We start from the raw sequence: 209 nt of genomic DNA on the forward strand, positions 1-209 counted from the left end.
TCCGCCCCCATCTCCGCCAGCTTGGCGATGTTATGGCACTTGTATTTATACCCACTGTATATAAGTGTAACAGCGTGGTAGTAGCGCTCGACCGACTGGTGGAGCATGAACGCCGCCGGCGCCATCCTCCCCTGCGCCATGTAGTACCCGGAACCCCGCCAGAAGTCGTTGGCGCTGCTGAACCAGTAGCCGAAGTTGTGCTGCGCCAG

1 protein-coding gene is annotated in these 209 nt (G+C 59.3%); it reads right to left on the reverse strand.

What is annotated here, in order from left to right:
• Window positions 1-209, reverse strand: a 209-nt coding sequence (locus ACYQ2W_RS26990; RefSeq protein ID WP_459874252.1) for a HEPN domain-containing protein, incomplete at both ends; no start/stop codon positions are given.

This window comes from Endothiovibrio diazotrophicus (assembly GCF_054657215.1).